The 14,647-nt window shown below is 46.9% G+C and carries 14 protein-coding genes; 6 read left to right on the forward strand and 8 right to left on the reverse strand.

Annotated features, from left to right (window positions below; all coding sequences use genetic code 11):
* The first annotated feature begins 1 nt into the window (after position 1).
* The 5 genes from H2C83_RS11530 to H2C83_RS11550 all read left to right on the forward strand — a co-directional run bounded on the left by H2C83_RS11530 (position 2) and on the right by H2C83_RS11550 (position 6,389).
* Positions 2 to 916, forward strand: a complete 915-nt coding sequence (locus H2C83_RS11530; RefSeq protein ID WP_181740868.1) for a DUF2232 domain-containing protein — start codon at positions 2 to 4, stop codon at positions 914 to 916.
* 124 nt (positions 917 to 1,040) lie between these two features.
* Positions 1,041 to 3,017: a DHH family phosphoesterase gene (locus H2C83_RS11535; protein ID WP_181740870.1), complete on the forward strand. Its 1,977-nt coding sequence runs from the start codon at positions 1,041 to 1,043 to the stop codon at positions 3,015 to 3,017.
* Positions 3,014 to 3,460: a 50S ribosomal protein L9 gene (rplI, locus tag H2C83_RS11540; RefSeq protein WP_181740872.1), complete on the forward strand. Its 447-nt coding sequence runs from the start codon at positions 3,014 to 3,016 to the stop codon at positions 3,458 to 3,460. The genes H2C83_RS11535 and rplI overlap by 4 nt, the downstream gene beginning before the upstream one ends.
* Before the next feature lie 149 nt (positions 3,461 to 3,609).
* Positions 3,610 to 4,959 carry a replicative DNA helicase gene (gene dnaB, locus H2C83_RS11545; protein ID WP_181740873.1) on the forward strand — a complete coding sequence of 450 codons (1,350 nt, stop codon included), beginning with the start codon at positions 3,610 to 3,612 and terminating at the stop codon, positions 4,957 to 4,959.
* A 146-nt stretch (positions 4,960 to 5,105) separates the two neighbouring features.
* Positions 5,106 to 6,389: an adenylosuccinate synthase gene (locus H2C83_RS11550; RefSeq protein WP_181740875.1), complete on the forward strand. Its 1,284-nt coding sequence runs from the start codon at positions 5,106 to 5,108 to the stop codon at positions 6,387 to 6,389.
* Positions 6,390 to 6,430: 41 nt separating this feature from the next.
* Here H2C83_RS11550 and rlmH read toward each other — a convergent pair whose 3' ends face one another.
* The 3 genes from rlmH to H2C83_RS11565 all read right to left on the reverse strand — a co-directional run bounded on the left by rlmH (position 6,431) and on the right by H2C83_RS11565 (position 8,400).
* On the reverse strand, positions 6,431 to 6,910 hold the full coding sequence (gene rlmH, locus H2C83_RS11555; RefSeq protein ID WP_181740877.1) for a 23S rRNA (pseudouridine(1915)-N(3))-methyltransferase RlmH: 480 nt from the start codon (positions 6,908 to 6,910) through the stop codon (positions 6,431 to 6,433).
* Positions 6,911 to 6,935: 25 nt separating this feature from the next.
* Positions 6,936 to 7,121 (reverse strand): CxxH/CxxC protein, encoded by a 186-nt coding sequence (locus H2C83_RS11560; protein WP_181740879.1) that lies wholly within the window; start codon positions 7,119 to 7,121, stop codon positions 6,936 to 6,938.
* 94 nt (positions 7,122 to 7,215) lie between these two features.
* Complete coding sequence (locus tag H2C83_RS11565; protein ID WP_181740881.1) at positions 7,216 to 8,400, reverse strand: S1C family serine protease; 1,185 nt, start codon at positions 8,398 to 8,400, stop codon at positions 7,216 to 7,218.
* A 235-nt stretch (positions 8,401 to 8,635) separates the two neighbouring features.
* Here H2C83_RS11565 and H2C83_RS11570 point away from each other — a divergent pair, with 235 nt between their 5' ends.
* Positions 8,636 to 8,899 (forward strand): hypothetical protein, encoded by a 264-nt coding sequence (locus H2C83_RS11570; protein WP_181740883.1) that lies wholly within the window; start codon positions 8,636 to 8,638, stop codon positions 8,897 to 8,899.
* Positions 8,900 to 8,928: 29 nt separating this feature from the next.
* On the opposite strand, the gene H2C83_RS11575 is transcribed toward H2C83_RS11570, so the two are convergent.
* The 5 genes from H2C83_RS11575 to yycF form a co-directional block, all read right to left on the reverse strand.
* Entirely contained in the window at positions 8,929 to 9,735 is an 807-nt protein-coding gene (locus H2C83_RS11575; protein ID WP_181740885.1) for an MBL fold metallo-hydrolase, read from the reverse strand.
* Positions 9,732 to 10,526, reverse strand: a complete 795-nt coding sequence (gene yycI / locus H2C83_RS11580; protein ID WP_181740887.1) for a two-component system regulatory protein YycI — start codon at positions 10,524 to 10,526, stop codon at positions 9,732 to 9,734. Before yycI ends, H2C83_RS11575 begins: the two co-directional genes overlap by 4 nt.
* Before the next feature lie 15 nt (positions 10,527 to 10,541).
* On the reverse strand, positions 10,542 to 11,936 hold the full coding sequence (locus H2C83_RS11585; RefSeq protein ID WP_181740889.1) for a YycH family regulatory protein: 1,395 nt from the start codon (positions 11,934 to 11,936) through the stop codon (positions 10,542 to 10,544).
* Complete coding sequence (locus H2C83_RS17805; RefSeq protein ID WP_376766361.1) at positions 11,929 to 13,671, reverse strand: ATP-binding protein; 1,743 nt, start codon at positions 13,669 to 13,671, stop codon at positions 11,929 to 11,931. Before H2C83_RS17805 ends, H2C83_RS11585 begins: the two co-directional genes overlap by 8 nt.
* 86 nt (positions 13,672 to 13,757) lie before the next feature.
* On the reverse strand, positions 13,758 to 14,474 hold the full coding sequence (yycF, locus tag H2C83_RS11595) for a response regulator YycF (RefSeq protein WP_181740893.1): 717 nt from the start codon (positions 14,472 to 14,474) through the stop codon (positions 13,758 to 13,760).
* Between the last annotated feature and the right edge of the window lie 173 nt (positions 14,475 to 14,647).

Here is a 14,647-nt window from a genome sequence, read left to right on the forward strand (position 1 = left end):
TTTGCCACAAAAAGACAAGGATTACATTAAGGACAGTTTCCTGTATACGGGACTGTTTCTCTTCATGCTTGCCTCGATTAACATTCCCTTGCTCCACCTGATCATTTTGTGGATTCTTCCTTTTCCGTTTCTGGTATTGCGGGTAAAGCAGCCGATCAGTGCGATGATTGTTCCGCTGGTTGGCATCTTTATCCTGTATTTGTACGGTTTTCCGTTGCTTTATATCCTGCTTGGCCTGCTGGCCTGGTTTATTGGCCTGGGTATGGGAAATATTTACCGCAGAACCGATTCAACAGGAACGGATGTGGTTTTGGGAGGACTGGTATCAGGGCTCGTTGCTTCCTGGATTACAATGGGGTTGATGCAATGGGCATTTGATTTCTTTGACGTACTGAAATCAGCCTGGCAAAACGAATGGATCGAGGCGCAGAGAATTCTGAATCAGTCAGGGATTGCCGTGCCTGAAGTGGTTATCCCTCCCATCGGAGTGTTTGTACTGGTGTTTTTATTGCTGATTCTGGTGCCGATGATTCTGATTTCGTTTGTTGTGACAAGGAAATGGCTTGTGTACAAGGGATATCCCCGCAAAGCACTTCCGCCCTTTCATGAGTGGCGTTTGCCAAAAGTGTTTTTTTATTTCTTTTTGTTGGTGTTGTTGGCGGAATGGTTTGTTGCCGGTGACGGAGGCCTTGATGCCAATGACCAATGGATGATCGGGATTGTATTTGTTTTGCAAGTTTTGTTTTTCATTCAGGGATTGGCTTTTCTGGACTTCCTGTTAAAGCAGAAGAAGAAAAGCCGGATGTGGCTGGCCCTGGCCGTTTTGATGGCATGGCTTCCTCCAATCTCCTTTATTATTTTGCTGCTGGGCGTTGTCGATGTAGGTACGTCATTGAGAATAAAATTGCAAAGATGAAAATGGAATTTTATGGAATGACGAAGATTGTTTCCAGGGAGTTGCCCGTTTTGTCAACTGGGGTAAAATAAAAAGGAGAAATGGTTGCATACCGGATGCAACCGATGGTTTGAGGGGATAAGAGATGCCGAAGTTTGTGATACAGAGATGGCATGGCTATCACATGGTTTTCGCCATGTGTTTCAGTCTTGTTTTGATCGCGCTGCTTTCCACATATCAATGGATTTATGGGATTATTGGCCTTGTTTTTTTTACTGTGCTGGCCATGATATTGTATCAGGCTGAACGCGCGTTTCGGAAGGATTTTAACGAATATGTGCTGACCCTCGGCAACCGGATCAAAAATGCCGGGCAGATGGCCATTGATGAATTGCCGATCGGCATCCTGCTGTATGACCGTGATGGACACATCGAATGGCACAATTCCTTTGTGTCAGGGATGCTGGATCAGGAACGGTTGGTTGGTGTTGCAATCAGTGAAGTATTGCCCTCCCTGAAACAGGAACAGCCAAAACAGGACGGGTTTTTTACGATTGAACATGGCAATAACGTTTACCGGGTGATTCCCAAAGCGGAAGAACGGTTATATTACTTTGTGGACATTACGCAATTGAATCATTTGGAAAAACAGTTGCATGATGAAAAGACAGTTTTGGGCTTTATACACATGGATAACTTTGATGAAGCGGGACAGGATCTGACGGACCAGGAAAGTACCCTTCTTTTATCCAATGTGACTGGCGCTATTTCCAAATGGGCGCTGGAGAATGACATCACCCTCAAACGAATCGAAACAGATAAAATGTTTTTTGTTACACAGCAAAAGTCACTTGAAAAACTGATGAAATCCCGCTTTTCCATTCTGGACGTCGTCCGTGAGATGACCCGCCGCAATAAAATTCCGATCACCTTGAGCATTGGTGTGGCCAATGTAGGGGACACCATTACCGAGCGGGCGAAAAATGCGCAAACGGCTCTGGATATAACGCTGGCTCGTGGTGGGGACCAGGCTGCGGTTCAGACCGGAGAGCAGATTACTTTTTATGGTGGAAAAACCAATGCTGTTGAGAAGAGGACAAGGGTACGGGCCAGGGTGATTTCGCAGGCGATGAGCAATCTGTTTCAAAACAGCAAGCGCGTTCTGGTAATGGGGCATAAACGGCCGGACATGGATGCCCTCGGAGCAGCGGTGGGGGTGGTGAAATTTGCCACTTTTCATGACTGCAAGGCGGCTATTGTATTGGATGAAGCGGAGGACAACCTGTCGATACAACGTCTTTTGGCAGCAATGGAAAATCATGAGTATCTGGGTGACCGGTTGATCCATCCGGACAAGGCGATGTCCTGGATCGATGATCCTGATACCCTGTTGATTCTGGTAGATACCCATAAACCATCTCTTGTCATTGAGCCCCGTCTGCTGGAAAAGGCTGACCGGGTCGTTGTAATCGATCATCATCGGCGGGGCGAGGACTTTGTAGAGAATCCCGTTCTTGTGTATATCGAACCGTATGCCTCTTCCACCAGTGAACTGGTGACCGAGCTGCTCCAATACCAGGATGGCCGGTTGGCAATGGATACCTTGGAAGCGACTGCGCTTTTGGCCGGAATTGTCGTCGATACAAAAAATTTTGCTTTTCGCGCCGGTTCGCGGACTTTTGAAGCCGCTTCTTTCCTGCGCCGGCACGGGGCTGACCTGATGATGGTACAGTCCCTGTTGAAAGAGGATTTGGGGCAGTATGTGAAAAGAGCGGAAATCATAAAGAATACAGAAATTTACTTTCAGAACATCGCTGTTGCTGTGGGGCTGGAAGATGAGGAATATAATCAGTTATTAATTGCCCAGGCAGCAGATACCCTTTTGAACATGCAGGGAATCCGTGCTTCGTTTGTGATCGGAAGAAGAGAAGATAATCTGGTCTCTATCAGTGCACGCTCCCAGGGGGAGATCAACGTACAGGTAATTATGGAGGAGTTGGGCGGAGGAGGCCATTTGACCAATGCAGCCTGCCAACTGGAGGATGTGTCTTTGGCGGAAGCAAAAAAAATCCTGTTGGACGTATTGGAAAGAAATATTAGAGAGTGGGGGCCGGTAACATGAAAATAATCTTGCTCAAAGATATAAAAGGGACTGGCAAAAAGGGAGAAATTAAAGAGGTAGCGGAAGGTTATGCCCGCAACTATTTGATTCCGCGCAAAATGGCGGTTGCGGCAACCGAAGGGAATGTGAAGGCCCTGAAGGAACAAAAGAAACGGGAAGCGAAGCGGAAAGTGCAGGAGCAGAAAGAGGCGGAAGCACTTGCCCGAAAATTGAGCGACCTGAAAGTGGTCCTTTCTGTCAAAGCAGGTAAAGGCGGACGGCTCTTTGGTTCTATCACGTCAAAGCAAATCAGCCAGACTTTGAAAAAGAACCATCAATTGAATGTGGACAAGAAAAAAATTCAATTAAACGAACCGATTCGCTCGTTGGGAGTTACCAAAGTCCCGGTTAAACTTCATCCGGAAGTAACGGCGACCCTCTTTGTGCACGTGGTTGAAGAATAGGGACACACTTCGCCGTGCCAGGAGTGCGGGCCTTGCATCATGTCCGGGAAGCAACCGGATGTCTCCAGGGTCAGGTTATGTTTTTGGACAGTCGCGGCACTCCACCAAGGTCTGGAGTGCTTTTTTGCGAATTTGGAGGGATAAGGAAGATGAGTGATTTGTTTGCTGATCGACTCCCGCCTCATAATCAGGAAGCAGAACAAGCCGTATTGGGAGCAATTTTGCTTGACCCTTCTGTTCTCATTTCTGTCAATGAGCGATTGAAATCGGAAGATTTTTACCGTCAGGCTCATCAAAAACTGTTCCAGGTGATGAATGAACTGGCCGACAAGGGTGAGCCGGTTGATCTGGTAACACTGACGGCAGAATTGAATGATCGAAAGCTGTTGGACGAGATTGGCGGAGTCCCGTATTTGAATGAATTGGCCAGTGTCGTGCCGACTGCGGCCAATGTCGGTTATTATGCCAAAATTGTAGAAGAAAAGGCCATTTTAAGGCGTCTGATTCGCGCAGCAACCCAGATAGCAGCTTCCGGATATACGCGACAGGAAGAACTTGGGCAACTTCTTGATGAAGCAGAACGGAAAATATTGGAGATCTCCCAGCGAACTATTCGGGGTGCCGGTTTTATTTCGATTCATGACGCTTTACTGGAATCTTACGAACGAATTGAGGCGCTTCATTTCAATAAAGGCGGCATCAGCGGGATTCCTACCGGATACGTGGATCTGGACCGGATGATTTCCGGACTGAAAGGGTCGGAACTGATTATTGTGGCGGCACGACCCAGTATGGGGAAAACCGCTTTCGCCCTGAATCTGGCGCAAAATGTGGGAGTGCGTGTTGGAAAGACCGTAGCCATCTTCAGTCTGGAAATGTCCGCCTCGCAACTGGTAACCCGGATGTTGGCAGCGGAAGGAAATATTGATGCACAGGCGTTTAGGACGGGGAATTTAAATGAGGAAGATTGGGAAAAGCTAACAATGGCCATGAGTACATTAAGCGAGTCCCCGATCTTTATCGATGATTCCCCTGGCATAACCATTTACGATATTCGTGCCAAACTGCGCCGCCTGAAAGCGGAACATGGTCTGGGACTGGTGGTGATTGACTATCTGCAATTGATCCGGGGACGCGGAGGCGATAGCCGGCAACAGGAAATTTCCGAGATTTCACGCTCGTTAAAACTGCTGGCCCGGGAATTTGATGTCCCTGTTATTGCCTTATCCCAATTGTCAAGGGCTGTTGAGCAGCGCCAGGACAAGCGTCCCATGTTGTCCGACTTGCGGGAATCCGGCTCGATTGAGCAGGATGCCGATGTGGTCACGTTTTTGTACCGAGATGATTATTATCATGAGGATTCGGAGAAGCCGAATATCGCCGAGCTGATTATTGGAAAGCAGCGGAATGGCCCGGTTGGGAAAGTCGAATTATTATTCTTGAAAAACTACAATAAATTTCTAAGTTTGGAAGTAAAACGCGCACCAATTCCCGAATGATTGACTAACTTTTTTTATTAATGTTCGATTTTTTATTGACTTGTTTTAAGCATTGCTGATAAAATGAGCATGTGGTTAGGGTATATTCGGATGATATGATACGACGGAATCCCCTAGCAAAACCTCGTCTCAGGAGGGAACGATATATGTCCACGGTTGTTGTAGTTGGTACCCAATGGGGAGATGAAGGGAAAGGGAAAATAACCGATTACCTTGCTGAAAAAGCTGAAGTTGTTGCCCGTTATCAAGGCGGAAACAACGCAGGGCATACAGTTGTGTTTGATGGAACACGGTACAAACTGCATATGATCCCTTCGGGAATTTTTTACAAGGAAAAAACCTGTGTGCTTGGCAATGGAATGGTGATAAATCCGCAAGCACTGGTTGAAGAGCTCGATTATTTACATGAACGTGGAGTTTTTACCGATAATCTGAGGATTTCCGATCGTGCCCATGTGATCATGCCGTATCATCTGCGGATGGATGTGGCGCTTGAAAATCGGAAAGGCTCTGAGAAAATTGGTACGACGGGTAAAGGGATTGGGCCGGCATATATGGACAAGGCTGCGCGCGTTGGCATTCGGATCAGTGATTTGCTTGATCCGGAGCAGTTCAAAAACAAACTGGAACGGAATCTGGCGGAGAAAAACCGCATTTTGGAACTTTATCAAGTGGAAGGTTTTTCTTTTGAGGAGATCTATGAACCGTATTTGGAATGTGTTGACCGCATTCGGCAATATGTAACCGATACTTCTGTTGTCCTGAACGATGCGATTGATCAGGGAAAACGGGTATTGTTTGAAGGGGCCCAGGGAGTCATGCTGGATATCGACCAGGGAACCTACCCGTTTGTCACTTCTTCCAACCCGGTGGCGGGAGGAGTATGCATTGGTTCAGGAGTCGGTCCGACCAAAATCCATCAAGTGATTGGCGTTGCCAAATCTTATACGACAAGGGTTGGGGACGGACCTTTCCCGACGGAATTGCATGACGAAATCGGAAACCGGATTCGCGAAGTTGGAAGGGAATACGGAACGACCACAGGCCGCCCCAGACGGATAGGCTGGTTTGATTCGGTGGTTGTGCGGCATGCGCGCCGGGTCAGTGGAATAACAGGATTATCGTTAAATTCACTGGATGTTTTGACAGGACTGGATCGGGTGAAAATTTGTGTTGCCTATGAAGTGGATGGCAAACGGATTGAAAATTATCCGGCTGACCTGAATGTCCTGGCAAGATGCAAACCGGTCTATGAGGAATTGCCCGGCTGGAAAGAGGACATTACGGGAATTCGCAGCATTCATGAGCTTCCGACGGGAACACAGCATTATATCGAACGGATATCCCACTTGACCGGAATTCCGGTTGCCACTTTCTCTGTGGGGCCGGGAAGGGACCAAACGGTTCAGGTTCGCCCTGTTTATGCCTGAAAAAAACCTCCCGGAAGTCACCATGCTTCTGGGAGGTTTTTTTATTTGTGATAGGTTTCTCCCCGGATAATTTTAAAGGAGCGGTAGATTTGTTCCAGCAAGAACAGGCGAATCAATTGATGAGGGAAAGTCATTTTTGAAAGGGAAAGAGAAAGGTTGGCCCGTTTCAATACGGCAGGGGACAAGCCATAAGACCCGCCGGTGACAAATGCCAGATGGCTTTTCCCATAGGTGGCCAGCTGGTCCATTTTTCTGGCGAATTCCGTTGAGGTAAAAGACCTGCCTTCGATCGCCAGCACAATCACATAGGAATCCCGGGAACAGTAACGCAAGATCCGTTCCCCTTCCTTTTCCAGAATCCGTTCCATTTGCGAAGGACAAACGGGATCATTGGCTTTTTCTTCCGCAACCTCGATCATTTCCATCCTCGCATAAGGGGCTAACCGCTTCAGGTACTCAGCACAAGCCCGTTTTAAATATTTTTCTTTCAGTTTGCCAACAGCTATGATTTGTATTTTCATAAAAAACCCTTTCACAGAGAAAAAACTATTTCGTGTTTGGCTCCATTGCTTTCAGCTGATACTTCGGCTTGTTTCCGCACCATTTGCATTTGGCGCGGGAAGGAAGGGACCCGCAAACATCCATGATCGGAGGAATCCCGTAAGTATCTACAAAATCATCAAGAGTAATATCCACATGTTCTTCACAAGCATACCAGATGCTTTCTTTCAAAAAAATCTCCTCACTTCAATTCAAATCGATGCCGAAAGATGAAAAAATGAAACAAGTGAAAGCCGTGTCCCAGGCCACCCTTTTCATTTCCTGTTTATCGCTGGAAGGTTTTGGGGGCTTCCCCCAATATGACGTCTGCCATTTTTTTCTGACCGCTCCGATAGTAAGTGACGGTAACTTTCTGACCGATTTCCGTTTTTGTGTACAGATATTTCCGGAGTTCCGAGCTGTTTGAGATCTTCTGGTCATCAATGGCGACAATCACGTCGCGTGGCTGGAGCCCTGCTTGACCAGCCGGACTGTTTTTTACCACTTCAGCCAGGGCCACTCCTTCACGGACCGAATTGGGCAATTGTAAATCCTGGAGCACGTAAACGGGAAGCTGGTCCAGATCTACCAGGCTGGTTCCCAGATAAGGCCGGTCGACCTTGCCGTTTTTCACAAGGGATTCGATGATGGGACGGGCTTCATTTGCGGGAATGGCAAAACCAAGACCTTCCACCCCGTATTCGGAAATTTTCAGGGTGTTGATTCCGATCACCTGCCCGGCAATATTAGCCAGTGCTCCGCCGCTGTTGCCCGGATTGATTGCTGCATCCGTCTGAATGACATCGGTAGCCATGTTTCCGCCAACGTCAATGGTTCGTTTGGGAGAACTGATGACTCCAACTGTAATGGAGCGCCCGAGCCCAAGCGGGTTTCCGATTGCGATAGCCGGTTCTCCGGCTTTTAATGTGTCAGAATCGCCGAATTCCGCCACTTTTGACACATATTGATCATCGATTTCCAGGACCGCCAAATCAGTATATTCATCGCTTCCGAGGAGTTTGGCGTTCACTTCGTGGTGCTTGCCGTCATCGGTGGAGATGTTGACCCGGAAGCTGGACCCGCCCTCGATAACATGGTTGTTGGTTACAATCAAGGCTTTTCCGTTTGCTTTCCTGAAAATAATACCCGATCCCGTTCCCTGCTGGACCTGTTCGTTGCTGAAAAAGTCGCCGGAAGTTTTCAGATTGATGACAGAGACAACGGCTGGTCCCACATTGTTTACGGATTGGGTGATCTTTGAATTAACCTGGTAACTGGTTGTTTTTTGGTCAAACAGTTCTTCTTTCTGGTCCGTAGGTGTGGGAATGATTCCTTTTTCCATGAGAAATGGAGACAGGAATAAGACAACAAGCCCACCAATGATTGCAGACACAAAGGTAACCCAAATTGGTGGGGAAGAAAATCTTTTTTTCGATTGATCCTGATAATCCGGTTCATCATAAAATCCCATGGCGTTCCCTCCTGCAAATTAATATACCCAAAATGAATAGTTTTTGATCAAGTTCCGTTGTTATCATTGTAAGTGATTTGTGTGTAGTTCATGTGAAAAAATTCAATTAAATCCGGGAGAATTGCCGCTTCCCCCCGGTTTGGCGCAAAGTTTTCACCCGGGCGATATAAAATAGGAAAAAAGAGGAGATAAATAGAAAAAGTATATATGTCAGGACAGATTAGGGGTTGGAAATATGGATCAACACAAACCCAGGAGGGTAAAACATTTGCGCTCGCTGAACCCGGGGGAAGAATTGGACTTGGCCGGTCAATTGGCAGATTTGAAGTTGCGCTTTTACCAACAAAGTGTATTATTGTCAGCACTCATTGATTTACTGGTCGAAAAAGAACTGATTGAAAAAGACGAAATTGCTCGTATGGCAGTAAAAATAGATAAAGATTTAAGCAAAGATTTACAGGAACCCAGTCAAAAACAGTTTTTCAAAAAAACGGAATAACAGGCAGGGGCAGCCTGACCCGGGCCACCCTAGGCTTTTACTTTTGCTTTAACCTCCTGCAGGGGAGTGGGACGATCATGAAATGTCGGCCATAAATAAAAATCGCGGCCGCTTTTCATTCCCGTTTCTTCCAGGATGTTCTTCACAGTAAGGTGGGCCAGTTCACACACATTGTTGTCCCTGCTGAGATGGGCCAGGTAGACATTCTCCCCGGTTCCTTTCAGAATTTCCGTCAGTGCCTCTCCCGCATCTTCATTGGATAAATGACCGGTATCACCTAGAATTCGCCGTTTTACATTCCATGGATATGTACCCATTCTCAACATCTCCACATCATGGTTGCTTTCCCACACCAGGGTGTCAATTCCCTGCAGCTGGTCAATGATGCGGGAGCTTACATAACCCAGATCGGTCACCGTGGCAAATGTTTCTCTTCCATGGCGGATCTGGTATCCGACCGGTTCCGCTGCATCATGGGAAACCGGAATGCATTCAATCAGTACGTCCTCCAGTTCAAGGGCAGCTCCGGTTTCAATGACATTCTTGAGCGGTTCCGGGATGTTTCCGACACTGGATGGCAAATGGTTCCAGGTCGATTCATTCATATAGACCGGTATCTGGAAACGGCGTGCCAAAACCCCGAGCCCTTTTACATGGTCAATATGTTCATGAGTGACAAAAATGGCTGTCAATGTGGACGGATCCACCTTCAGTTGCTGAAGGCGTTCTGTCAATTGTTTCCCGCTGATGCCGGCATCCACCAGAAACCGTGCCTGTCTTGATTCAATATATATGACATTTCCCGTGCTGCCACTGGCAAGTACACTAAATTTCATGTTTCATTCGTTCCCTTGCTGTTTGGATTGATGATGGGCATTTTCTCAACTTCTTCATTTTGCCCGCGTCTGTTGGCCTGGATAAAAAGGTAATCTTTTCCGGATTCAAAGTACCAGTAAGGAATAAGAATATGTTCATTATCGACACTGTTATACACTTTTGAACGATAGGCAATATTGGCATTGCGAATCGTGGCGTGCTGGTTGAATTCCCAATTGGTGATAAGACGGTACAATGCTGTGTGCACATTGGCCAGGGAGACCACGGACAATCTTTCCAGCTGGGTAAAATGAAGAACGCGGATCGATTCAATCTGGTTGTTTTTGAGATTGACTTCCACTTTTCCGTTAAATAATGGAACCTGGTCAACAATCTGCACGTAAACACGGCGCTGTTTGGACGACAGTGCCTTATCATAGCGAAAATCGGAGAAAAAAGGAATCTGCTGTTTCAGAATCCGTTCCAAATCCTGTTCATTTTCAAAGGAAAGCCGCGGCGAGAATGTTTGGATATAACTTCCCTGCTCCTCTTTTTTCCACGGTTTTTCCAAATCGGAAACCACTGCTTTATAGACTCCCAACTGTTCAGGAACCATCTTTCTTTCCAGCAGGTCCATATTGGCCTTGACATGAACCTGCTCCAGCAATTGTTCAATCTGTCTGCGATTAATCTGGTCTTCGTGGATGATTTTCGACTGTGTTTGTATCATCTGAATATATTGAGCGCCGAGAAACAGATCGAGAATCAGAAAGCTGACAATCAGAATGTTTTTGGCTCGACTCCAGTCCATATGGGTTCCTCCCTGTTATGGAGAACTGATCAAGGTTTGTTGCCCGGACAATGTCTTGACAACCCAGACCGGGGTTAATTTTACCTGCTTGTTTTTGTTGGAAGAATCTGCCTGATAACCTGGATAAATCCGTTTTACGCTGGTTAACGGGATTTTCCTTTTGGCCAGTTCCCCGAGAAGTGTCTCCCGGTCGGGAAGAGTTTGGCGCTTCTGTTGGGGATTTCCGGCGAGATAGAGAAGAGAACGGTGATACTTGTTGACATTGACCACCTTATCAATGGGATTGGTCTGGACTTTGATTTCATCAGGGTGAATCAGGTCTCCTTCAGGCCAATAGACGGGATAACCGTTCATGTAGAGCCGAAAGGTGAACTCACTGAACGCATTCTCCCCGGTTTCCACTTGGTCCAGCAAATAATTTCCGGTCCAGCCATGCGGACGTTGCACAAAGTTGTTCACCGCTTTTAGCTGCTGTTCCAGAGGCAGCATCTCACCGTCCTGCTCATCAACCGTCTCGCTGTAAACCATGAAATTTTCTGTTTTATTGACGGTCATCATCTGTTCGTCATACATGTACAGGTCTTCGTTTTTATTGATGGGGATCGGACGCACATCCGGATCCTTGAATAACCAGCCAATCATGGTATTGGGCGAAATGTTCTCCAATTTGTATGTTTTTTTCACAATCGGAAGAGATGTATCCGGAAGATAGAACATCCGGGCAAAAGGTTCATTTTCATTGGCGGGTTCCCATGGATTTTTTCTGTTTGCAGGAACAGGAACCAGGGCAGGTGACGATCGGTTTCCCAGTTTGGCCAACATGGTTTCCAGATTAGTTTTTTTGAAACTGGCCTGTACTTGAACAATCTGCTGGTCTTCGTCAGAAATGAACCAGGCAAAGCTTTGCCGGTTTTCCTGATTGTAAAAAAACCACACCCGGCTAACCGAAGAAAGCTGCAATATGGGAAAATACTGGGACAGCGATTCATTAAAGAAAGTGTCGAGATATTCCAGGGATACATCATCCGGAAAGGCGAGTTCCACACCTGGATACTGGGTAAATACTTTTTTCCACAGCTCCGGCTGGATGTCAACCGGCGATGCATCACTGAATGCGGATTGCTGGATCTGCCCCAGCAGTTGTTCATAATCCGGATCTTCCGGCAAAAGCCACGTGGCGGAGCCTTTCATGTGGACGATCATCTGGTTTGGAGCGGCCACCTGATAAACCTTGCGCTCGTTGTATTTTTCGTCATAAATGTGATTTATGGTATACGATTCAAGCGGATCGTAAGGTTTTTTCCTGTCTCCGGGTGCATCTTTCCATAACAGACCTGTCAGTACAAAGCTGGCCAGGACAAGACTGATCAACAATCCTGTTTTAAGGTGTTCCGACCATTTTTTATTCATCTTTTTTCCCTCCTGTTACAGGGGGCAGAGTAAAGGAAACCAATGTTCCTTTTTTATAGATGCTGTCAATTTCGATTTCGCCTTCGTGATGGTGAACAATTTCCTGTGCGATCGCCAGTCCCAGCCCGGTCCCCCCCAGGCTGCGGGAACGAGCCTTGTCCACACGGTAAAACCGTTCAAAAATTCTTCCCAAATCCTTTTTGGGAATTCCGATTCCGGTATCGGCGATGCCTACTTCCACCATTCCCTGCGTATCGGTTTGTGCGACGATGGCGATCGACCCGCCGTCAGGTGTATATTTTACAGCGTTCGAAACAAGATTGTCCAATACCTGATGAAGTTTGTCCCGGTCGGCAAAGATCTGCGGCAATTTTGAATGAGTGTACAAGGTAAGGGAGATGCACCTTTCCTTGCACTGGAAACTGAAATGATCAGCGACTTCCTGAAGCAGGGGTTCCAGGGAAATTTGCTGCTTGTGAAAAGTGATCTTGCGTGAATCCAGATGGGACAGTTGCAACAGGTCCTGGATCAGCCGGGTCATACGGTCAGCTTCCTGTCTTGTCACTTTCAGGAAACGCCTGGCAAGTTCCGGTTCATCCATCGCCCCGTCCTCCAGGGCTTCCAGGTAACTTTTAATGGTGGTCAAAGGTGTCCGCAGTTCATGGGAAACATTGGCAACAAAATCTTTTCGCTGTTGATCCAGCCGCTTCTGTTCCGTGACATCTTCCAAAACGATGACCATGCCGTACATGTTTTCTTCCTTTAACTTGATTGGCGTATAGGTTACTTTCAGAATTGTATTGGTCTCAGGATCATCCGGTTTCAATTCCAGATAAGTCTGCCGTTCCCTGGTCAGCGGCAGATCGATCAGTGTATCGGACGGCAGAATGTTATCGATCGTTTCGCCGATTTCCACAGGATGTTCCAGCAGTTTTTCAGCCCACTCGTTTTTTACGATGACCTGTCCGAGACTGTCTGTTGCGATCACTCCATCGCTCATGTTTGCCAGGACGGACTCCAGTTTTTCCTTTTCTTCTTCCTTTTCCGCCAGGGCATTTCTGAGATGGGCAGCCAGATGATTGAAGGCGTGCGCCAGTTGCCCGATTTCATCCTCGCTTCTCAAACTGACTTTGCGGTTAAAATCTCCCGCTGCCATCAAGGTTGCCTGTTCGGTGATCTCCTTGACGGGCGAGGTGATGGTTCGGGCCAGAATGACAACCAGCAGGCTGGTAATGATCAGCGAAACGATGGTGATCTGTACCAGGATCACGCTGATTTCCTTGATGTTTTCATAAGTCTGCTTCAACGGAGCTTCAATATAAATCATGCCTGCATAATTGTTGCCGCTGGACAGTTTTTCCGTATAAAACTGGTAGTCCTGTCCTGTTGCCGGATCGGTCCGTTTCAAAACTTCTGTTGGCTGCGCAGGCAAACTGTAGGTGAAAGGCCGTTTTTTCAGTTTGCTTTGATTCGGTTCCGTGGAAGCAATAATAAAATTGTTTTCATCAATGATGTGAATGGTCATATCTGATTGCTGCAGGGAAGGGGCCAATTTGCTCAGCAGGGTATTTAAGTGTCTGGAGCGCTCTTCGTCATTTTGCCCTTTTGCGAGTTCCTCAGCGACTCCCATTTTTTTCAGAACCTCGGCCTGGGTACGCAGGTTTTGGTTCAGACTGTCAGTAAAATGATTTTCCAGCTGGCGGAAAAAGTAAACCCCGATCAGCTGCATGGCCATGATGATCAGCAACAGGTAGATAACGACCAATTTCCATTGAATACTGTTGACTAGCTGTTTCCATTTTTTCACCGTTTATCACCCGTTTACCGTTCCGAATAAGGATCACGGATCGTATAACCAATGCCACGACGCGTGATAATGTATTTGGGAGCGCCGGGGTCATCTTCAATCTTTTCACGCAGCCGGCGGATTGTCACATCAACCGTGCGAACATCCCCAAAGTAATCATACCCCCACACGGATTGCAAAAGGTGTTCCCGGGTCAATACCTGGTTTACATGTTTGGCCAGATAAATGAGCAATTCAAATTCCCGGTGGGTCAGATCAATCGTTTTCCCCTTCTTGGTAATGACGAAGCTGTGCGGGTCAATCGATATGTCGCCGACTTTAATGGTATGTTCCTTGTTTTCCACACGTTCCCGGTTGTTCCTGCTTGTCTTGGAACGCCTTAAATTGGCCTTGATCCGTGCCAGGAGTTCCCTGTTGCTGAAAGGCTTGGTGACATAGTCGTCGGCGCCCATTTCCAGCCCCAGCACTTTATCCAGTTCCGAATCTTTGGCAGTAAGCATGATAATGGGAAATTGATAATGTTGTCGGACTTGTCGGCAAACTTCAATCCCGTCAGCACCCGGCAGCATCAGATCCAGCAGCATCAGATCAGGAGGCGAGGATAGTGCCTTTTGAATTGCTTCGCTGCCATCATGGATGCATTCAACCGTATATCCTTCTTTTTCAAGATTGAACTGAATGATATCGGCAATCGGTTTTTCATCTTCTACGACATAAATTTTGGCGCTCAAGGGTGATCCCTCCTGTGACAGATTTTTTCGGTGTAAAAAGAGAACCTTCTCCCCTGAATCCGGAAAATTTATCATTATAGCAGGTACACTGGAATTTATAAACAGTTGAAAGTTAAAACCATTGTCCCACAATTGCCTGGTGAGTACAATTGGTTTTTATGTTTCTTATTTTA

Origin of the sequence: Thermoactinomyces mirandus (assembly GCF_013868055.1) — a bacterium.
Lineage (GTDB): Bacteria > Bacillota > Bacilli > Thermoactinomycetales > Thermoactinomycetaceae > Thermoactinomyces > Thermoactinomyces mirandus.